The sequence below is a fragment of the Acidobacteriota bacterium genome, assembly GCA_016700075.1.
GTDB lineage: Bacteria > Acidobacteriota > Blastocatellia > Pyrinomonadales > Pyrinomonadaceae > OLB17.
Genome location: CP065000.1, coordinates 2,220,883 through 2,240,746, shown reverse-complemented (window position 1 = coordinate 2,240,746; position 19,864 = coordinate 2,220,883). Strand labels below are relative to the sequence as shown.

Below are 19,864 nucleotides of genomic sequence, written 5' to 3'. Positions count from 1 at the left end.
AGTTTCCTCTACTGCGTATAGCCCGGAATTGTCTTGTATTCCGGAAGTTTCGAAATGTCCTTTGCCTCGGCCGGTGCGATGTCGTTCCTGACCAGCAGGACAAGATTGACGCCCGGCCGCAGCGGATAGACGTCGAGCCATTTGTAATGATTGGCGTATTTTTGGAGCAGCAGAGCGTCCTGCGCGTCCTTCTTGGCGACTATCATTTCCGCGGTGTTGGCATCGACCGGCCTGCCGTGGAAATTCGCCTTATATTCGAGCATATACCAGGTCAGCGGCCAGTAGTCGGGCGAGACTATCTCAACGACGGCCTCTTTGCCTTTGCCGCTCTTGTCGGCAAATTTCTCGATGTTGTCAACCATGTCGAGGAAACCGCGTTTGGTGTGCGCATATACGTACGGCATGCGGTCGTCGTCATAGAATTGGAAATTGAGCTGATACGTCTGATAGGTCAGCAGCGAGGTTCCCGCGATGGCGAGAACAACGGCAGCCAGCCGCAGTATCTGTGTCTTTGCATCCAGCATTTCGCCGATGGCGTAGCCTGCGACGAGACACATCGGCATCAGAAAACTGATCGCGAGCCACGGCGTTTTATACGGAATGATGGTGTAAGCGACGAACAGGCCCCAAGCCCAAAATGCCGCAAACATGGCGAATCGATGCTTGCCTTTGAGAAGGGCGACAAATGCCCCGATCGCTGAAAATAGCAATATCGGCGCCTCTATGCGCATTCCCCACTTCAGATATGCGAACGGCCCGTTCATCGTATGGTCGCGGTTGCCGGTCTTCGTCCAGATGGCGTATGCCTCGAACGATTTCTTGATGCCGTCAGCGAACGTAAAGAACGACGAGAAGAACAAAATCCAAATATACGCGAACAACACCGCCGCGGCGATCAACGCCAGATACATGGTGGTACCGCTGCCGAGGGCACTTCGAAAACCGCCGAGCGTCATGTCCGCCGGCTCTGTCAGTTCGGTGTGATTCGTTTTGCGGCTTTCATTCAGGAACATTGCCCACGCCGCTATCGACGCAAAGATCAGGAACAGGATGGTGAAATAAGAGAAGTTGTCCTGCTTGCTGACATCCGCCGGCATGAAAACATCACCCATCCATTTCAGAGCGTCAGAAATGTAGGACGAGTAGTAAACGCCGCCCGCAGCCAATATCGCGCAGCCGACGATAATAATTGTGGTTATGTTGGTTTCAAACGCCTTGCTGAAACGAATGAGCCGCCAAATGTATACGCTGACGCAGGCGATGGCCATCGTGCCGAGCGTGATGAACGCCGTCTCTTTCGTCGCGAACATCAGCGATACACACGCCGATGCCAAGATGAGATACATCGGCCTGCCTTCGTCCCAGTTCAGCAGCGATCGGACGATGAAATAGGAAAGCAGAGCGTTGACGACCAGAAGGCCGATGCGAACCGCCCAAAGCAATCCGGTGTTGTCTTTGTCGATGTAAGACGAGACTGCCATCGCCGACGGCACGAAACACGTGAACAAAATCAACGCCATCCACGCGACGGCTCCGGGACCCGCCTTTTTGCCCTCGATGTAAAGCACTATCGCGACAGCGATGCCCATCGCGAGAAAGATGAAAAATATCTCGTGAATGAAGTATCGCGAGATGTAAACAAGCCCCGGCGAAAGTGCCATGAAAAGCGCCGCGAAAAGTGTACCGAGGTCGCCCAGATACCGCCGCAAATAAAACACCAGAACTACGCACAACACGCCGAATATCGCGACGCTGACACGGATGGGCACCGTTTCAAGCCCAAAGAGTTTGACGAACGGAAGCGAGAGATAATAGAGCGTCGGCCCGTGATAATTTGACGGATCGTAGCGATATGCTCCGTCGCGGACAAGATTGGTAAGGAAAAATCCGTTGACGCCCTCGTCGTGATGCAGCGGCTTGATGGCCAGCATCACGAAACGCAGCAACGCCGAAATGGCCGTAATGACGACCGCCGAGATCATCCACGTTTTGTCGTCTATCTTGAACGAGGGCAGTGCCAGTGCCGCACCGCCCGAACTCTTCTCAACCGCTGTCGCCTTTTGTTGCTGTTGCGGCTGCGCCTTCTGTGTCTTCTTCTTTTTTGCCATCAGTAACTCTTAATTTACTTTATAGACCCGATATTGGCCGCTCTCGGCAATGACGGGAAATTTCTTGAAGAACTCCTCGTTCGGCCTCAGCTCCCGTTCTTCGGGGCCGACCATCACGTATTCGATATTGTGTTTGCGCAGCAGAATGTCAGCAGTTCCGCCGCCCTGATAGATCTGGCGAACCTCATTCTCTCGCTCGAAATGATTGATGCCGTGCGAACTCAAATGGCCGCTGTAACGCATCAGCGAACGCCTGCCGGAGAGAGCGACGGCTGAATTGTACGTCGGGGCGTTAAGGAAAAGAGCTCTCGGCTCGGTCTTTGCTTTAATTTGATCGGCGATGCGAACGCCGTCCGTTTCAAAGACGCGGATCTTCACCTGGCCCGATGCCGTTCGCCATACGTCCAGAGCTCCTGCTGAGCACAGCCCTGCGAGAATGACCGTCGCCACGGTCTTGCCGGGAACACCGTATTTCCATATCTCCGACAACAGATACGCCATCAGCGGCAGCGAGCCGACCAGCCAGTAAATTAGGATCTTTATGTTGTCCCATTCCCACGGGGCCAGCTTGAAGACGTTTGAAATGATGAACAGTACGGCAAACGGAATGTAGAAGAGCAGCAGCTGCCTCAGACGCGGACGCTCATCGACGGTGTTCTTCTTTGCGTCCTCATCGGGCTTGCGTGTAAGCCTGAAGATAACGTATCCGATCGCCGCGAGGATAAGCGGTATTGTGAGTCCTGTATTTTTCAGCCAGAACGAAACAACATCGTCGTTTCGTTTATCCCAGCCGAAATGCCAGCCGAAGAATTTCGTACTGTCGGTCGCGCTGCCCGTCAGCGACCAGATCAGGATCGGTACCGCGACAACGCTGACGCCGACACCGAACGCGATCCACGTCCGCCATTGATCCAGACGCATGAAGAATAGAAAACCCGTAACGATGAACAGCACGACCAAGCTGTGCAGATGGATCAGCGGCAGCAAACCCGCTACGAGCCCAACGATGAACGCAGGCATCAACGCGGGGGCGAGCAGCTTGGATTCCTGAGGATTTTCTTCAGGGGAAGCGGTGAAATATTTCCATAGCTGCTGCAGCACGATGATCGTAAGCGGCATCCCGAGCAGCAGGCTGCGCTGCGTGATGAAAAGCACGACCATCGAATTGCCCCAACGGAACTTGTCGCCGATGGTGTAGTCCCTCGGCAGCTGCCACAGAATGTCTGTCAGCCCTTTGCCCGATTCGCTGACGTCCTGCAGGAACCACAAAAATCCAAGCCCGCCGCTGAAAATGAGCAGTGCGGGTGCGATGCGTGCGGCGACACGGCTGTCGGTCAGGCGGAAAACGAAACGCTCCAGAACGACAAGCAGCGAGAACGCCCACGCGATATTGAGAGCGTTGATCGCGGCCGAAATTGAGAACCCGAGCTTTACCGCGGCCGCCGATACGAGGTCCGCGATGAACGGATATGTGAATTTTGCTCCTGCCCACGACGGATTTTCGGGCGGGAAATTATTGCCCTCGGTAAAGCTGAATATCGCCCCAAGGTGGAACGGCATATCGCCGAGATTCTGCGAACCGCCTGTAAAAAGGCCTTCCGCAGTCTGATATACCGAGTGGCCGAAATAAGCCCAGAACAGGAGAAAAAAGCCCGCGTAATAGGTAAAAGCGAGAAAACGCGAAAGGCCAAAGCCCTGCATTTTTCCCTTGGCCTTGTTCCAGTCGTGTTTGAGCTTATTCTTATATTCCTCTTGTCTGAAAATAAGCGCCGGCAGCATCGACACGACCATCGCCGCAACGATAGTGATCGATGAGAGGCCCGCGACGGACGCTATCAGGAACATCGCCAGCCCGAACAGACCGGACCCGACAATGATGCCGACAGCGATCCGCCACATCAGAGGCTCGTCGTCCTCGATAAGGTAGCTTAACGCCAGCCCGCCGATCGCAATGATGGCAATAAAAAGCGCAGATAAGATCATCAGCAATAAAAGAGCAGCAGTAGATAAATTACTTCAAATCGTATTGAAAGCACAATTTATCGGTATTTTAATTTTAGGAGAGAGGGGAGAGACGAAGTTGCAGAAGCCCGCGCGTGAGCAAGGGCGATAGCGAACCGTCAGAACCACCTGCCGTAGCGGGGCGATTAAACGCGGACCGGCGAACCGTGGCAATGACGGCCTCCGGATGATCTATGCTGCGAGTTTCGCCCTTGCTGACGCGCGGGCTTCTGCAACTTTGTTCCGGCGCTGTCTCCGTTTCCGAGATTGGACGAGTATCGCATTGAGGCCTAACTGACGCGCGGGCTTCGGACGCTCTGTACTCCGGATATCGCCCTTGCTGACGCGCGGGCTTCTGCAACTTTGTTCCGGCGCTGTCTCCGTTTCCGAGATTGGACGAGTATCGCGTTGAGGCCTAACTGACGCGCGGGCTTCGGTCGCTCTGTACTCCGGATATCGCCCTTGCTGACGCGCGGGCTTCTGCAAATTTGTCTCTCCCCTCTCCCCTTTCCTTACATTCCCGGCTTTTGTCGTCACGAACTAATCGGTAGAATCTAACGTTTCGCCCGGCGCAAGCTGCGGCGACAAGAGAATTATGCTTCAGGCAGGTATCGTCGGATTGCCGAACGTCGGCAAATCGACACTTTTTAACGCACTAACCGCACAAGAGGCCGCATTGGCGGCAAATTATCCTTTCGCGACCATTGAACCGAATGTCGGTGTCGTCGCGGTGCCGGACGAACGGCTCGGCGTATTGGAAAAGCTCGTCGGAGCGCAAAAGGTCGTGCCCGCGACCGTGGAATTTCTGGACATCGCGGGTCTCGTCCGCGGTGCGTCAAAAGGCGAAGGCCTCGGCAACCAGTTTCTCGCAAACATCCGCGAAACCCACGCTGTCGTGCAGGTCGTACGGTGTTTTGAGGACGAGAACATCGTCCACGTCGAGGGTTCTGTCGATCCGATACGCGATATCGAGACCATTCAGATCGAGCTGGCACTTGCCGACCTTGCTTCCGCTGAAAAACGCCGCGACAAGGCCATGCGTGCCGCAAAGACCGGAGACAAGGACGCGAAACGCGAGCTTGAGATTCTCGACAAGATACAGCCGATCCTGGAAGAAGGCCGCCCCGCACGCGCCGCCAATTTGGATGACGACGAACGCGAGATCATCAAAAAATGGTTCTTTCTAACGACCAAACCGACCATCTATGCAGCGAACGTTGACGAGGTGTCGCTTGCCGATCCTGACTCGAATCCGCACGTGGCTCGCGTCAAAGAGTTTGCGGCCAATGAGAACAGCGATGTCGTCGTTATATGCGCAAAACTTGAAGCTGAGCTGGTCGCGCTCGATCCCGCGGACCGAGCCGATTATCTGAAGGACCTCGGCCTCACGGGGTCGGGCGTTGACGCATTGATCAAGGCCGCGTATCACATGCTCGGGCTGATGTCTTTCCTGACAGCCGGCGAAAAAGAAGTGCGTGCATGGACCATTCCTATCGGCACGAAAGCCCCGCAGGCCGCAGGCGAGATACATACGGACATCGAACGCGGCTTCATTCGTGCGGAGATAGTTTCGTTCGAGGACCTCGTGGCCTGCGGCTCGCGAAAGGCCGCCGCCGACAAAGGACTCGCCCGCCTGGAAGGCAAAGAGTACATCATGCAGGAAGGCGACGTTGTGGATTTTAGGTTCAATGTCTAGTGACCTGCGTCACAGCTAGTTTTCGGCAGCCCAAGTATGATCTTATCGAAAGCCGTTCATTTGGCTTTTGATGCAGTTTGTATTGAAAAATTGACCGTTTTTGGTATATTGTTAGGATTGTAATGTTCGTAATGAAAGAGACAAGCCGATACATCGCGATCTTCGTTGTGGCTTTTCTCTGCCTGAATCTCGGCGGGGCGTTGTGCTTTACGCACTGCGCGCTTGAAAGGGCATCTGCCGAAGATGAATTTGCAGGGCTTTCCGATCATTGCAAGGCTATCAAGCTGGCCGAACAGGCCGAAAACAAGGACGATTCAGCGACCAACAGTGAGGTTTCGGTATGCTGCGCAGTGCCGACCGCACTCGTAGCGGCACCGACCGAGAAAAAGGTCGAGCTTCAAAAAGTTGTCGCAGCAGCACTTGCGGCCGAACTGCCGAATATTCCACTCGTTGCGGCGTCTCGCAATGATCAAACCTCTATTCCCGTCTATCGTCCGCCGCCACTCGACCGGCGAGGTGAACGGCTGCTCCATTGTGTACACCTGATCTAGAAATCGGTTCGGCATGAAACGCTTTCATGCTGAGTGAACCGCAGAACGTGTGTTCTGCCAACCATTGGATCAGACATTTTTGGAGTAAGAAAATGAAAAAGAAATTAGCAATCTTTATGGCGGCGATCATGGTCTTTGGACTTGCTTTCGCTGTTTACGCATACACCTCGAACACCACGACATCGGACAAAAAGGCATCTTGCTGTGACAAGATGAAAGACGGCGAATCCTGCCCGATGAAGATGGGCAAGGCCGCAACCGGCGAGAAGACCGCTGCCGGCGAGAAAGCCTCGTGCTGCGGCTGTGACTGCTGCGGCGACTGCTGCGCAGGCCACGCCGAAAAGACAACTGCAGAGGGCACGAAGGCAGATGGCAAATCCTGCCCGATGATGAACGGAGAAGGCCACAAAATGGCTGCTGATGCCGTTCATGCTGAAAAAGGCGCCAACGAATGCTGCGGCTGCAGCTGTGCATGCTGCGCAGGCAAAAAGAAAGCCGAAACCGCTGTTTAAGCAGCACCTCGGTTCAGACGAGAAAAGGCTCCATTTCGGAGCCTTTTCTTTTTTTGATCCTATTGGGTATGCCCTCGGTAGGATTCGAACCTACAACCAACGGATTATGCTTACCAACTACGCCTTTCGACGCCCCTTTCGAGTTTGTGGTCTGGACTTTCTCTTCACGACAAAATGCCGTGTCTGCTGTCAAGTCTCTACACCTTTCCCGATGCTGATCGGGACTTGGCTCGGGATCACCATTCGATACAATATCGTTTAGGCTTCCCCGAATTTAACAGATTCTACCGGCGTAAACCGGCAACCCATTTTGTTGCAGCCATATGTAGCTCACACTTAGGCCGCATCCCTTGAGTCCGCTGCTCTGACCATTGAGCTACAAGGGCATACAGAAAGATTCTATTGTAACGAAACCGTTACCGCAAACGCCGTCAGGGCGTCATCAACGGACGGAATATCGCAGAACCTCTGATCTTTTCAACGGCGGCAGAGTTTGCCGAATTTTCCGCGGCGATCTCGTCGTCGGGACGGCCTCGCAGCATTTCCTCAAGCACGGTCATCTCTGCATCACCAAATTCCGCGATCCCGATGGCGTTCGCTCCTTCGACGCCGAAAATGCGCGTTTGAGCGAGGTCGAAGATCCAATCAAGCACCTTTTCGACAGGGTCCGTATCGGGAAAACGCTGCCGGATCAGGGCAAAGATCGCGTCGCGGCTGTCCAGGTTCATCAAGAGCGCAAGGAAAAATCGCAGTTCCGGCTGGGTCACGTAGCCGCGGCGAATGAGTATCTCATCGATGATGTCGTAATGCGCGAAGACGCGCCGTATCATCGCGGCATCTTCGCCGTGACGTTCCTCGACGGCTTCGAGCATCGCATTGAAACGCGCGGACTTGTCCTGCGGCAGAAAAAAGCTGCCGATCTGGTCGGTCCTCAAATACCCCCGAATGTGGACAAGAAGATTGAATGTGGTCTGCAGGTCGGCTCCGGCCAGGTATTCGCGAATGAGCGTGTCTGCATCTTCGCGGCCGGCACGGACGAACGCGGCGAGCACCTGAGCCTGCTTTACGACGGTCGGCTGTTCGAAGAAAGGGTCGATCGCAAGGCCGGGTTTGTGATAGGAAAATTGCGGCTGTTCGAGCGGCGAACGGTCGGTTCGGATTATCAGCGTCGCCGAAGGCTGATCGAGATGGAACAGCGAGTGAATATATTGCCGTCCGGGCCATATCTCCTGCACGTCCCCGATTTCGAGCAACTGGCAGACCTTCAGGTTCATCTCGCCGGTCTCGTAGAACATATTAATCCGGCGGTCAGAATTGAATTCGTACCAACTGTGGATGCTCGAACCGTGGAGTACCTGAAAGGCACCGCAGAAAGCGTGCTGGTGAATAGCGGTCGTTCCCTCGAACCAAAAGTAAACGTCGATATGAAAACGCGGCGCCGAATACAGCGTGATCGGCGGGTCGCCGAAACGGGCCGCCAGGTCGCGTTGGACCGGAAGCTCCGTCTGCCTCAATGACCATTCAGCGACTTCCCACGCCGTGATGTGCTCATGCGCATGGGCTTTTCGCAGTGCGTCCGCAGCGATCTCGGGCAGCTTGTCCTCATTGTAATTCTCGGCCTTCCAACGTCTTTCGACCTCTTCGCCGAGCTTTTCGATGATTTCCATTTTATTATAGCGGCTCTTCAAATTTTGGCCGCTTTGCGCTTATCTTGCGGTAAGTGCCGTCCGCAGTGACGTTGTGCCCAAAGCCGCAATCGGGCGACGAACCTTCCTGCGTCACGCGGACCGTTCCGGGGCGAACGAACTTTATTGTGATGCGGCAAGTGCCGAATTCCTCGGATTCAATGACCGCCGTGTCGCCGACGATCGACGCGTCGATGTCCATAAAGCCCATGTTCACGGACGTCTCGCCGTTTCGAAGCGTATAAGGGTAAACGAGGTCAAACGCCACGCGGAGCTTGCCGCCGCCCAGCGCCTGTATCTTCATGTCGTTGGACTGCTTGGCGAATTTGCCGCGGAAATTCATCTTATACGTCCCGGTGACCTCTTTGCCCGAAACGCTAGCCCGCTGGGCCGCCGTATTAGCTGAAACTGCGAAAAAGATGACCGCTGCTCCCAACAAAATGCTTATCTTGCGCATATTCTCTCTTTGTCGATAAATGCTTTTATCTGCTATATTTTGCCTGACCTTTTCTAAATCTCAAACACACAGCGAGGAAACTAAATGAGCAACGCGACAGATACGGCAAACTCGAATGAGCATGGCGGTTTTTTTGGCCATCCTAAAGGGCTCTCTACATTGTTCTTTACAGAGATGTGGGAACGCTTTTCGTTCTACGGCCTTAGGCCGCTGTTGACGCTGTTCATGGTCGCGGCCGTGATGCAGGGCGGCTGGGGCTGGGAACGCAGCGAGGCCGGTGCGATCGTCGGCATCTATGCATCGTGCGTTTATCTGGCGTCGCTGCCCGGCGGCTGGATCGCTGACAAACTGCTCGGCCTCAGACGCGCCGTGCTGTACGGCGGTGCATTGATCTCGCTGGGGCACCTCACGATCGGTATCTCGGGCATGGTCGAGCATAAGCTGCCGTTCTTCCTCGGGCTAATCTTCATCGTACTGGGCACCGGACTTCTGAAACCGAACATCTCCGCAATGGTCGGCGATCTTTATCCCGAGGGCGGGGCACGTCAGGATGCGGGCTTTTCGATCTTTTACATGGGCATCAACATCGGTGCGATGCTCGGGCAGTTCGTCACGGGATTCCTGGGCGAACAGATCGGCTGGCATTGGGGCTTCAGCGCCGCCGGTGTTGCGATGTTCATCGGACTGATCCAATTTTGGCTGATGTCGCCGAAAACGCTGGGCAATATCGGATCTGAGCCGTCGCGTCATCCCGATCCGGCGATACAGGCCAAGCAGGAAACTCAGGTAAAGCTTTTTGCAGGCATCGGATTGGCGATACTTGCATTAGTGGTCATACTCGTCGCAACCGGCGTCCTTACCATCAATGCACCGGTCGTCGGATCATATCTGGCTTATGTGCTCGTCGGGATCGCGTTCGCATATTTTGCGTACCTTTTCATTTTTGGAGGACTCTCGTCCGACGAGAAAAAACGGGTTGTCGTCATAGCGGTGCTGTTCGTTTTTGCGGCGATATTTTGGTCGGCGTTCGAGCAGACGCCAACTGCCTTGAACCTGTTCGCATACGATTTCACGGAGCGGATGATCGGCGGTTTTGAGGTACCGGCGACGTGGTTCCAGACCATCAACTCGCTCTTTATCATCCTGCTTGCGCCTGTGATCGCGGGATTTTGGACATTCCTCGCTCGCAAAAAGGTAGAGCTTTCCAGCCCGGTCAAATTTGCCATCGGCCTTGGCTTTGCAGCGGTCGGCTTCCTGATCATGATCTTTGCCTCGAACATCGTCGTCGCGGGAGCAGGCATCAAGGTCTCGGCGATGTGGCTCATCACCTTTTACCTTTTCCTGACCATCGGCGAGCTGTTCGTAAGTCCTGTAGGACTCTCGTCAATGACGACGCTCTCGCCGAAACGCTTTGTTGGCCAAATGATGGGCATCTGGTTCCTGGCTTCAGCTTTGGGCAATCTGATGGGCGGTCTTGTTGCGGGCAACGTCGATCCTGAAAAGCTCGAGCTGATGCCGATGCTATTCACGACAACGACGCTGTTCCTGGGCGGAGCTGCTGTCCTGCTCGTCATACTCGCGGTTCCGATAGCCCGCATGATGAGAAAGGCCGGTGGCGAAGTTCACCAGATCGACCCGATACAGGAAGTGCCGGGCGAAAAAGAGGAGTAGAGGAGACAGGGAGACGGGAAGACGGGAGACGAGAGACGGGAGACGGGAGACCAGGAAATGGGAATAAAGATTCTGCGGCATCAGGATCTGATTGTTTACAAAAAATCGATCGAGGTCTCAATGGAGATCTTTGAACTTTCAAAGAGCTTTCCAAAGGAAGAGACCTATTCGCTGACCGACCAAATGGCGCGCGTCTCGTTCGGTTCCGGCAAATATCACAGAAGCCTGGCGTAAACGTAGGTATCGAGCCGCACTGATCAGCAAGCTGAATGACGCTGAGGGCGAAGCTGCTGAAACACAGACGTGGCTTGAAATAGCAGTCAAAACAAAGTACGTTACGCGAGACTCTGCAAAAAGATTGTTCTTGGAATACGACGAGATAATATCAATGGTTGTTTCAATGCAAAACAATCCCGAAAAGTGGACTCTCTAGACTCCCGTCTCCTCGTCTCCCGTCTCTCGTCTCTCGTCTCCTAGTCTCCCCGGCGCGCTTCGCGATACGCGGCCATTGCCTCGGCGGCGCCGGCGTGCATTATCTCCGGTTTGTGGTATTTCCAGTAGGTTTCGAACTCTTCGTCGGTCTTTTCCGGCATTCCGGCGCGCGTTTTTTCTTTCAGATAATTCTCCGCCCACTCGCGAATTTCCATATCTCGATTCAACGCTGTGCGTGCGCCGTGCATCAAATTGTCTCGTTCCATTGTTATGGCCTCCGTATGTTAGATTATTTTATCCGCTCGGCTCGCCAAATGCCCACCGGATCACAGCGACTGGAGTTAATTTAAGTGAAAAGACCATTCATCTTTCTAATAATGGCGGCGATGCTCGCCGTCGGCACGTTTGACGCGACAGGGCAGCCGACGACGAGGACCACACGTCCGGCCCGTCCTGCAACGCAAACAGCAGCGGCGGCCGCACCGCAGCAGGCGTTCAAGGTCCCGTTTGTCAACAAAAAGCTGGCGAACGGCCTCGAGGTCATTGTTTATCCGGACAAAGGCGTGCCTCTTGTAACGGTCGAACTTGCCGTTCGCAACGGCTCTTTTACGGAGCCGCCGGAACTTAACGGCCTTTCGCACCTGTACGAGCACATGATCTTCAAACCGAACGCCGCAGGCCTGCTCGTCCGCTGTCAGATGTCGGCACGCGAAGGCCCGCTGTCGGATTACGGACGCCAGATATGCAATCCGATCTTTGATATGCGAAACGCCATCGGCGATGTCAGCTATCTGGACACCATCGGCCAACTCGGCATTTCGTACAACGGCGCGACGCGCGAAGAGGTCGTTTACTACTACTTTTCGACCTCGAGCAAACATCTCGAGACCGCTCTGCGCTTTATGCGCGACAGCGCCCGATTCCCGGTCTTTGACGAAGAAGAGCTTGCCCGCGAGAAAGAGGTGGTCATTGGCGAGATAGACCGCAATGAATCGAACCCGTTCTTTTATCTGAACCGCGAGTTGATGGAGCGGCTGTTTTACAAATACCCGTCGCGAAAGAATCCGCTTGGCTCACGCGAGACCGTTTCCGGTGCAACCGTCGAGAAAATGCGGCTAATACAGGAACGCTATTACGTTCCGAATAATTCGGCCGTCGTCGTAACCGGCGATGCGGAACCGGAAGAGGTCTTTCGCCTCGTCGAACAGATGTTCGGCGACTGGAAAAAGCGTGAACGCAACCCGTTTGACGAATTTCCGATGGTCGAGCATCCGGCGATCGAAAAGAGCGCCGGCTACATCGTCGAACAGCCCGTCCAGAACGTCCTGATGCAGATCGGCTGGCACGGCCCGTCGATCGGCAAGGACGACGAAGCAACATATGCGGCTGACGTTTTCTCGTATATATTGACTCAGCCCGATTCGCGTTTTCAGCGGAATTTGGTCGATTCGGGGCTCGCCGTCGGGGCTGAGATCGGCTATTACACTCAGCGAAACGTCGGGCCGATCGTCCTGACGCTCGTGACCACGCCGGACAAAGCAAAAGCTGCCTTAAATGCTGCGTATGCTGAGGTTGCGGCGTTCGACCAAGCGAATTACTACACCGATACTGAGCTTTCGAACGCCAAGACCATCCTGGAATCGCGCGACCTTTTCGAACGCGAAAAGCTCAGCGAATACGCGCACACGCTCAGCTTTTGGTGGAGCTCGACCGGCATCGAATATTTCCGCGGCTATCATCAGATGCTGCGGGCGACCACTCGTGCCGACATCAACCGATACGTCCGCACCTATATCAAAGGAAAGCCGCACATCACCGTCGCACTCATCTCTTCGGACGCACAAAGACAAGCAGGCCTGACCGCCGCCGACCTGATCGGAAAATAAGATAATGCACAGAAACTCAATTTCACGTTTTCAATTCAGTACCGCTTGGGCAGGCGTCCTTGTGCTTTTTCTGGCCTCGTTCGCGGCGGCACAGCCGGCACGCGTGGCGATCTCCGATCAGCAGTCGCTCGTTACCGAATTTGAAGTTAACGGCCTCAAGGTGCTCTTCAAACGCCGTCCGGGCAGCATGACCGTCGCGGCAGGGTTGTTCTTTCGCGGCGGAACACGCGTCCTGCCGAAAGACAGTGCAGGGCTTGAGAGCTTTACACTCACCGTCGCGGCAGAGGGCAGCCGGAAATATCCGCGAGCCGTTCTGCGCCGAGACCTGGCGGGCACAGGCAGCACGATAAGTGCGGGTTCCAACTACGATTACAGCCTGATGGCGCTTGCGTCCACACGAGAACATTTTGAGCGGAATTGGGATATTTTCACGGACATTGCTCTGAATCCCGCGTTCGACCCGCGTGATGTCGATCTGACGCGGTCAAAGATACTGTCCGGCCTGCAGGGCCGCGATGACGATCCCGACAGTCAATTGCAGGGCCTGACAGACAGGACAATACTATTCCCGTCAGCTTACGGCAGCGACCCGAACGGCACCATCGAAAGCATCAGCCGATATAAGGCAGAGGACCTGCGCGCATATCACGCCAAGCTGATGGAAACTTCGCGAATGCTGCTTGTGATCGTCGGCGATCTCGAACCGAACAGCGTCAGATCAGCCGTTTCGGCCTCGTTCGGCAAACTTCCAAAGGGCAATTTTCAGCTGCCGCCCGTCCCAAAACTCGACTTTGAAAAGCCGACGCTCGACATCCAGCGGCGCGACCTTCCTACGAACTATGTGAACGGCCTCTATGCCGCACCGTCGCCCAGCGATCCGGATTTCGCCGCGATGCGCGTCGCGACCAACCTTCTCCGCGAACGCGTCTTTGAAGAAGTGCGTGTAAAACGCAATCTTTCCTATGCTCCCAATGCCGACATGGGAAGCCTGGCAGCAAATACGGGCTCGATCTATGTAACTGCGGTCGATGCGAATCAGGCTGTCTCGCTGATGCTGGACGAGATCGAGGACCTGAAAACGACGCTTGTCGATCCGCGTGAGATATCAGCGGTCGGCGGCCATTTTCTGACGACGTTTCTGATCGGCCAAGAGACCAACGGCGCACAGGCACGCGACCTCGCAATCTATGAACTGATCGGCGGCGGCTGGCGAAATTCGTTCAACTTTGTGGAAAGCGTCCAGCGTGTAACGCCTGTTCAGGTTCGCGACGCCGCTAGGAAATACATGCGTAATATTCGCTTCGTCGTCGTGGGCGACCCGCAAAAGATCGACCGGGCGAAATTCATCCGACAATAATTCGTCTCAATAGAAAAAGGCCGCCTGCATTTGCAGGCGGCTCTTTCATTTTATTGCCCCCTCTATTCGCTGTCCTCTTTTGCCTTAGGGCGGCTTGCCGGCGGCGGTGCGGGTTTTGATTCCTCACGCGGCTTTGGCGGTGGAGCCTTGGTCGCGGGCGGATTGCTCCGCGTGGGCGGAGGCGTGCGGACCGGAGGAGGCTCGCTGCGTGTCGGCGGAGGTGTCCTCACCGGCGGAGGTGTCCTTACCGTCGGCTGCTCACGCTGCGTGGGCGGCGGGGTGCGAACCGGCGGCGGCTCGCTTCGAACGGGCGGCCTTACGGTCGGGGCATCGTCGCGTACTGACGGCTGCGTCCGAACGGGCTGCCGCGACGTGGGCGGTGTAGATACCACAGGCGGCTGTTTCACCGGTGCCGTTACCGTTGGCGGCGAAGGATTACGCGGCCTGTCGACGGCACCTGTCCGCGGAGGAACGATGCCCGGCGTTTGCACGGTCGTTGCAGGCGTACGCCCGCCTTGGATCCGCGTTTTCTGCAGATCGGCATCGAGCGGCCTGATATCGGTCCGCGGCGCCGCTCCGGTGCGTTTTGTGAACACGTCATCGCTGATCTGCGGACGCTGCCTGATCACGCTGCTCGGCGAGCCGGCACGCTGACCGTCAAATGTCGGCAGTGGCGGCGGAACGATCTCCGATGGCGAGCGGGAAAGTACAGCCTTAGCGACATTCTGCGGTGCCTGTGCGGCCGGCTGCTTTATGCCGAACGACGCTGCATTCGTTGTCACCACGCCGGTTGTGGGAACGATATCGTCCGTCCTCGGGTTCCTGGCAATTCCGGCACCTGCCTTGTCTGTCGGCAGAGTTCCCGCGACGGGAGGCGTCCACGGCGGCAAGTTCGGTGCCTGCGGCTCTTTCGGATTCTTGATCCCTCCGTGGCGGATCCTGCCCGTACGAATGAAGTAGTAATTGTAGTTGTAGAACGAGTAATGGTACGGCAGCGGATACCAGCAAAGATTGTTGCCGTAATACGTCATCACGACCAATGCCGGATACCACCAGCTTCGGCCCGTGCGGTGCGAGCTGTACGGTGACCAGTACCAACGCCCGCGGTGGTGGAACCAGCGGCCGTGATGGTACGTGGCCCAGCCCCAAGGCTCGTCATTTACCCAAACCCAACCGTAAGGACTCATCCAACGCCAATGTCCGTAACGATACGGCGACCAGTTGCTGTATTGGCTGATCGAGGTCGAATAGGGCTGCCACACATAGCCGTAGCCCGAAAGGTTGGTCCACTGGCCGTAGTCTGTCAGATCGTCGGCACCATAGATGTCGTCGTCGTAATACTGCCCGTAATGTGCCGTGCGGAGGCTCTGAGCAATGTTGCGGTCACGGTCTGCCGCCCAGCGGTCAAAATCGTCAATGAATCTCGACGCTACGGCCGTTTCCCACTCGCCTGCGGATGAGCCTGCCAGAAAGATACGTGCCCGGCGTCCGTCGCGGAGAATGAAACCTGCGGTCTCGGAATAAACTCGGGCCTCGCCGCCGTCGGTCGTCGCGACGATGACCTCATTGCTGCCCGGCAGTGCGTCGATGCGATAACTGCCGGCCGAGCGGACAGCCACGGTCGTCCGCGGCGCATCGACCTCAAAATACGGCCCTTCGCTCTCAAAACGCGCTATGCGAAGGTTCATCGAACCCTGCAGCAGGCTGATAGCTACGCCGTCTTCGCGGAACGTCATTATGGTGGCAAGCGAGTTCTCGCCGAGCCGCATATGCCGTTCGTTGTCAAACTGTATCTCCAGCCGCGTGCCTTGTGATGTTGCTATCTCGTCGCCCTCGACGATCGGCAGATTCAGCGTCACCTCTTCCCAGACGTCGCTTTCGGCACGCTTCAGCTTTGCCTCGCCGCTGATGAAACTTGCCCTGGCGACCTTTGCGTCAACATCCGGCCTATAATCGTCAACAACGGGACCGTAAACCTCGGCCCGCACTCCCGCTGCCGCGAGTATGACCGCGGCCGTGATCAAAAAATATGTTCTGATTTTCGTCATTTTAGAACCTCGCCTTACCAATTTTTCGTTGTCCGCCGGTTCCGGTCGAAAGGGCAACTTTTCGCTGACCGGCAGTTCTACCCGTATAGGTGCAAATGCCGTACCGCAATCTTTGATGATGAAAAACCGCGAAATATCGCATTTTGTTGGTCTTCGATAAGTTTTTATAGCCTAAATCGTATATTGGCTTCCCCTAGCGAACACCAAATAGTGCGCACCGAAAATGGGCGAAATTTGATAGATTAGGAACACAAGAAGTGTGAAGGGCGTGAAAGCTCTCAGAGGAATTTTATGATCAAGATCGCAGCTATTGTTTTTACGGTGTTTGCTCTTTCGTTCACTTCGTACGGCCAACGGGCCGGCGGCGGCACACCGGACCCGGCGAAGCAGGTCCGCGAGGCTTTCGACCGCCTGATCGAAGGCATCCGGCAGGTTGACGCTGAAAAGGTGATGTCGTCGTACGAAAAGAGCGACCGCCTGCTTATTTTCAACAACAACGGCACGGCCACCATCGGCTGGGAGAACGTACGGAGCAACGTCGAGTCGTCGTATGCGAAGATAACAAATGTAACGCTCGAGGTGACCGGAGTTCGCGTCGAGATGCTGGGCAAGAATTTCGCCTACGTATCGTGCAAATGGACGCAGCAGCAGGAAAATGACGGCAAGCCCGAATCGGCCGCCGGCCGTATGACGCTGATCTACAAACTCGTCGGCAAGGAATGGAAGATAACCCACCGGCACACCTCGCCAGATCGCCCTGACGCCTCTCGGCCTGTTTTCCCTTCGGAACGCGAGAACTAGAACCATAACTAAAAAAGGCTGCCGAAAGGCAGCCTGTTCCAATTCAAGAACAACCGAACTCTACCGGCCGCCCGGATAGGAAGCACCAAGCCGACCTTGGTCGCCGTCCGCCAGCGCATTAACGAGTTCATAGTGGAAATAGTCAAATTTCGCGGCGACCGGCGGCTGTACGCGTTTGTCGTACATCTCGCGTGAACGGTCTATCGCCTCTTTCAACCGGTCATAAAGGTCGTTTGCATCGCGGCCTTCGAGCACCTTCTTTTCGTTGTAGAGCTTTATCTCAGAAACCAGCAGCCTGGCAAAACGGCGTGCGTCATTGTGCAGGCGTCTTTCCTCTTCGGGAACCTCGATCGGCAGGTCAACATTGCGATCACTGAGCCGTGACCGCGGAACCGACGAAACACCCGGAGCGACCGTTTCGACAGCAGGTTCGCCCATCGGCTGATATGCGGGCGCCGCGTCGTGTACCACTGCCGGTTCGGGCTGCGGCTCGGGTTCGGGAACATACTCGTGGGCTGGTGCTTCGAACGGCGATCCGATCGGAGCTGAAGGTTCGAACGGTACCGGCGCATCGTAAACGATAGCTCCTTCAGTTGACGGCGCTCCTTCATTTGAAGACTCTTCCGCTCCGCTTTCAAACTGATACGAATCAAACTCTGTCGACGCTGTGGTCGTATCCTCGAACGGCTGTGCAGAATACGCCGGTTCCTTTTCCTGCTCTTGTTCGGATGCCGTTGTGAACGGCGTTTCCACCTGAGCCTCTCCAAAAGGGCTTTCCCCGGCTTGTTCGGTGTAAGCAGGCTCCTCGGAATAAGAGGTTGCCGCTGCGGGCTCCGGGGCCGGTTCTTCGTAAACGGTCTCAACTTGTGACGGCCGGTCGAAGCCGGAATATTCAGATCCGGTCTCAGCGGCAGGCCCGGCCTCATGCGTCTCAACATCGGTATACTGAGGCTGATCTTCGTGCGGGGACGTATCGAGATCCGCCTGAGGGTCATACGCACGCTGAACAGCAGTGCCGGCGGCAATGAGTTCTACGGTCATTCCCGCGATGCGGACGAGCGTTTCGAGAGCCTCGCGGTTCAGGAAAGCTCCTTCCTGTCCATAATCAGCGTACAACACTGCAACGCCTTTGCCTTTTGCGACCAATGGGATCGCATACATACGGTCCGGACGGCCGTATTCCAGCGGGTCCAAAAAGGCCGCATCGCTGGGATGTGCACCGGCTGCGCTGTCAACCGTCGTGCCCTGACGGATCGCTTCGCCCAATACGGAATCCGCAACGATCGGGAAATGTATCTCGCGAACCGATTCCTCTGCAGAATCAGCATCCGCACCGAAGACCTTCCATCCGACGAAATGCTCATTCTTGACGATGAAAAACGCACCGCGGGGAGCAAATTGAGCGACGTGGTCGATCAGCGCTTTCAAAATGGAGGACTGGGAATCTTTTGTGCTGATATCGGCTATCGCATCGCGGAGATTCTCAAAGCTCACAGCCGAAGCGGTCTCTTCCTGCAGCTTCTCAGCCTCGGCAAAAGCGGTCGCGGTGATCTTTGCACCTTCATCGCGGGCAAGCCGCAGGTGTTCGCTGACCGAGCCGATAAATGCTTCGTCAAAGTGGCTTTCGCTGTCCATTCGGGCAGAGAATGCGGCAAAAGCTTCGTCGATCTGAGCACGGTGTTTATCAAATTCAGCCTCGATCTTGGACTGAAATTCCCGGGCTTCCTGCTTCATTTCATTCAGGACGCCCTTAAGGTAGTTCTCAAACTCCGTCCTTAGGCTTAATTCGAGTTCTTCGCTATTCACTCAGTAAGTCCTCCGTAAAATTTAGAGACAAAAATACAAAAGTCGGCAAGAAAAAGTGGCGGCGGATCCGTTGTAGGGAAATTCCCGGTGGATATGGCTGCGATCGGCACACCGCGCCATCAAACCTCATTATCGGCAATAACGTCCCGAAATGTCAAGAAATACTTGAGAATCAATAAAATAAAATTTGTTGAACGCAGTGAGGAAAAGCGGCTAAACCGCGATGACCGTGATGTCGGGGTGTATCTCTTCGCGGATCATATTTTCGATGGCCATCAGCGTTCCGGTCAGAGAACTGGGGCAGCTGCCGCACGCTCCTTCGTATCGGATACGCAGCGTGTTGTCCTCGAGGCCGAGAACTTCGAGCCAACCGCCGTCGCTGGCAAGGTATGGGCGAATGCGGTCGTCGAGCAGGTCGTTGATCTCTGCCAGAACCGGGTCGTCTGATGCCGCGGCAGCGATCGCACCGCCGACAGCAGCGGCGGCTGCACGATTTCCGTTTGATGAGGTCACAGCGTCAGCCGCACGTATAGGTACGGCAAGTTCCGGCAGGATCTCGTCCCATTCGGCATCGTCGGTCTTTTCCACGGTGACCATTTTGTCCATGTAAAAGACGGAAACCACGTTGCCGACCTCGAATATCGAGTTCGCAAACTTATCATCTTTTGCGGAATCGGCCGTTTTGAACGAATGCGATGTCCCGTATGAAACGGGTTCCTTCAGAATGAATTTAACCGCATTCGGGTTCGGCGTTTCCTGTATGTCCGCGATCTTCGGCATCGTTTTACCTGCCCGCAAAAATGGGCGAAATACTAGAAGACCAAATCATTACATTTTTGTCAACATTGCCGCT

15 protein-coding genes and 1 pseudogene are annotated in these 19,864 nt (G+C 55.5%); 8 read left to right on the top strand and 8 right to left on the bottom strand.

Translation table 11 applies throughout. From position 1 onward, the window contains the following. Window positions 1–8: 8 nt before the first annotated feature. Window positions 9–2,108: a glycosyltransferase family 39 protein gene (locus IPM50_10120; protein ID QQS32027.1), complete on the bottom strand. Its 2,100-nt coding sequence runs from the start codon at window positions 2,106–2,108 to the stop codon at window positions 9–11. Between the two features lie 9 nt (window positions 2,109–2,117). Further along, window positions 2,118–4,091 (bottom strand): hypothetical protein, encoded by a 1,974-nt coding sequence (locus IPM50_10115; GenBank protein ID QQS32026.1) that lies wholly within the window; start codon window positions 4,089–4,091, stop codon window positions 2,118–2,120. 610 nt (window positions 4,092–4,701) lie between these two features. Between IPM50_10115 and ychF the strand changes: the two genes are divergently transcribed. The 3 genes from ychF (at window position 4,702) to IPM50_10100 (ending at window position 6,868) form a co-directional block, all read left to right on the top strand. Beyond that, window positions 4,702–5,805: a redox-regulated ATPase YchF gene (gene ychF, locus IPM50_10110; protein QQS34502.1), complete on the top strand. Its 1,104-nt coding sequence runs from the start codon at window positions 4,702–4,704 to the stop codon at window positions 5,803–5,805. A gap of 131 nt (window positions 5,806–5,936) precedes the next feature. Further along, complete coding sequence (locus IPM50_10105; protein QQS32025.1) at window positions 5,937–6,356, top strand: hypothetical protein; 420 nt, start codon at window positions 5,937–5,939, stop codon at window positions 6,354–6,356. A gap of 92 nt (window positions 6,357–6,448) precedes the next feature. After that, entirely contained in the window at window positions 6,449–6,868 is a 420-nt protein-coding gene (locus IPM50_10100; protein ID QQS32024.1) for a hypothetical protein, read from the top strand. A gap of 431 nt (window positions 6,869–7,299) precedes the next feature. Here IPM50_10100 and IPM50_10095 read toward each other — a convergent pair whose 3' ends face one another. Then, window positions 7,300–8,535, bottom strand: a complete 1,236-nt coding sequence (locus IPM50_10095; protein ID QQS32023.1) for a hypothetical protein — start codon at window positions 8,533–8,535, stop codon at window positions 7,300–7,302. Window positions 8,536–8,539: 4 nt separating this feature from the next. Continuing rightward, window positions 8,540–8,896, bottom strand: coding sequence for a hypothetical protein (locus IPM50_10090; GenBank protein QQS34501.1), 357 nt, complete (start codon window positions 8,894–8,896; stop codon window positions 8,540–8,542). Between the two features lie 198 nt (window positions 8,897–9,094). On the opposite strand from IPM50_10090, the gene IPM50_10085 reads away from it, so the two are divergent. Together IPM50_10085 and IPM50_10080 are read left to right on the top strand one after the other, a co-directional pair. Further along, window positions 9,095–10,681, top strand: coding sequence for a peptide MFS transporter (locus tag IPM50_10085; protein ID QQS32022.1), 1,587 nt, complete (start codon window positions 9,095–9,097; stop codon window positions 10,679–10,681). A gap of 57 nt (window positions 10,682–10,738) precedes the next feature. Beyond that, window positions 10,739–11,114 (top strand): annotated as a pseudogene (locus IPM50_10080) (four helix bundle protein). A 40-nt stretch (window positions 11,115–11,154) separates the two neighbouring features. On the opposite strand, the gene IPM50_10075 reads toward IPM50_10080, so the two are convergent. Next, complete coding sequence (locus IPM50_10075; protein QQS32021.1) at window positions 11,155–11,379, bottom strand: hypothetical protein; 225 nt, start codon at window positions 11,377–11,379, stop codon at window positions 11,155–11,157. A gap of 84 nt (window positions 11,380–11,463) precedes the next feature. Here IPM50_10075 and IPM50_10070 point away from each other — a divergent pair, with 84 nt between their 5' ends. Next, on the top strand, window positions 11,464–12,999 hold the full coding sequence (locus IPM50_10070; protein ID QQS32020.1) for an insulinase family protein: 1,536 nt from the start codon (window positions 11,464–11,466) through the stop codon (window positions 12,997–12,999). A gap of 4 nt (window positions 13,000–13,003) precedes the next feature. Continuing rightward, complete coding sequence (locus tag IPM50_10065) at window positions 13,004–14,356, top strand: insulinase family protein (GenBank protein QQS32019.1); 1,353 nt, start codon at window positions 13,004–13,006, stop codon at window positions 14,354–14,356. A 62-nt stretch (window positions 14,357–14,418) separates the two neighbouring features. Here the strand turns inward: IPM50_10065 and IPM50_10060 are convergent, their stop codons facing one another. Further along, a complete protein-coding gene (locus tag IPM50_10060; GenBank protein ID QQS32018.1) occupies window positions 14,419–16,404 on the bottom strand; it encodes a FecR domain-containing protein in 1,986 nt (661 codons plus the stop codon). A 291-nt stretch (window positions 16,405–16,695) separates the two neighbouring features. Here IPM50_10060 and IPM50_10055 point away from each other — a divergent pair, with 291 nt between their 5' ends. Beyond that, complete coding sequence (locus IPM50_10055) at window positions 16,696–17,205, top strand: nuclear transport factor 2 family protein (protein QQS32017.1); 510 nt, start codon at window positions 16,696–16,698, stop codon at window positions 17,203–17,205. A gap of 60 nt (window positions 17,206–17,265) precedes the next feature. Here the strand turns inward: IPM50_10055 and IPM50_10050 are convergent, their stop codons facing one another. Beyond that, the gene (locus IPM50_10050) at window positions 17,266–19,011 is read right to left on the bottom strand and encodes a GAF domain-containing protein (GenBank protein QQS32016.1); all 1,746 of its coding nucleotides are present in this window, start codon (window positions 19,009–19,011) and stop codon (window positions 17,266–17,268) included. Window positions 19,012–19,224: 213 nt separating this feature from the next. Further along, a complete protein-coding gene (locus tag IPM50_10045) occupies window positions 19,225–19,791 on the bottom strand; it encodes a NifU family protein (protein QQS32015.1) in 567 nt (188 codons plus the stop codon). Between the last annotated feature and the right edge of the window lie 73 nt (window positions 19,792–19,864).

Bases quoted from the DNA above. Each gene is read 5' to 3' on its own strand.
- IPM50_10120 (QQS32027.1), bottom strand. From the start codon at position 2,108: ATGGCAAAAAAGAAGAAGACACAGAAGGCGCAGCCGCAACAGCAACAA.
- IPM50_10115 (QQS32026.1), bottom strand. From the start codon at position 4,091: ATGATCTTATCTGCGCTTTTTATTGCCATCATTGCGATCGGCGGGCTG.
- IPM50_10105 (QQS32025.1), top strand. From the start codon at position 5,937: ATGAAAGAGACAAGCCGATACATCGCGATCTTCGTTGTGGCTTTTCTC.
- IPM50_10100 (QQS32024.1), top strand. From the start codon at position 6,449: ATGAAAAAGAAATTAGCAATCTTTATGGCGGCGATCATGGTCTTTGGA.
- IPM50_10095 (QQS32023.1), bottom strand. From the start codon at position 8,535: ATGGAAATCATCGAAAAGCTCGGCGAAGAGGTCGAAAGACGTTGGAAG.
- IPM50_10090 (QQS34501.1), bottom strand. From the start codon at position 8,896: ATGAATTTCCGCGGCAAATTCGCCAAGCAGTCCAACGACATGAAGATA.
- IPM50_10085 (QQS32022.1), top strand. From the start codon at position 9,095: ATGAGCAACGCGACAGATACGGCAAACTCGAATGAGCATGGCGGTTTT.
- IPM50_10075 (QQS32021.1), bottom strand. From the start codon at position 11,379: ATGGAACGAGACAATTTGATGCACGGCGCACGCACAGCGTTGAATCGA.
- IPM50_10065 (QQS32019.1), top strand. From the start codon at position 13,004: ATGCACAGAAACTCAATTTCACGTTTTCAATTCAGTACCGCTTGGGCA.
- IPM50_10060 (QQS32018.1), bottom strand. From the start codon at position 16,404: ATGACGAAAATCAGAACATATTTTTTGATCACGGCCGCGGTCATACTC.
- IPM50_10055 (QQS32017.1), top strand. From the start codon at position 16,696: ATGATCAAGATCGCAGCTATTGTTTTTACGGTGTTTGCTCTTTCGTTC.
- IPM50_10045 (QQS32015.1), bottom strand. From the start codon at position 19,791: ATGCCGAAGATCGCGGACATACAGGAAACGCCGAACCCGAATGCGGTT.